Source organism: Paraburkholderia sp. SIMBA_054 (genome assembly GCF_046534875.1).
GTDB lineage: Bacteria > Pseudomonadota > Gammaproteobacteria > Burkholderiales > Burkholderiaceae > Paraburkholderia > Paraburkholderia hospita.
This window is the reverse complement of the sequence record NZ_JAWRXV010000769.1, coordinates 1-272: the sequence shown is the minus strand read 5'-3', so window position 1 is coordinate 272 and position 272 is coordinate 1. Positions and strand designations below refer to the sequence as shown.

Below are 272 nucleotides of genomic sequence, written 5' to 3'. Positions count from 1 at the left end.
CGGATAGCTCGTCGTGTTGTCCTGCACCGCGAAGCCGATACCGATTGCGGGAATCAACAGCGACGCGGTGGAGATCGTGGTCCAGCGCCGCCCGCCGAATATCGGCACCATGAACGAATAGAAGATGCGCAACGTCGCGCCGGACAATGCGGGCGCGGCCGCGAGCCAGAACAGTTGATTGGTCGAATAATTAAATCCAAGCGACGGCAAGCTCACCGCCACCACGCTCCACATTTGCCAGATGACGAAGGCGAAAAAGAGCGCCGGCACCG

General features: G+C 60.3%; 1 pseudogene. It reads right to left on the bottom strand.

The window, feature by feature from the left end:
- Window positions 1-272 (bottom strand): annotated as a pseudogene (locus SB822_RS57180) (nitrate/nitrite transporter); the annotation flags it as partial.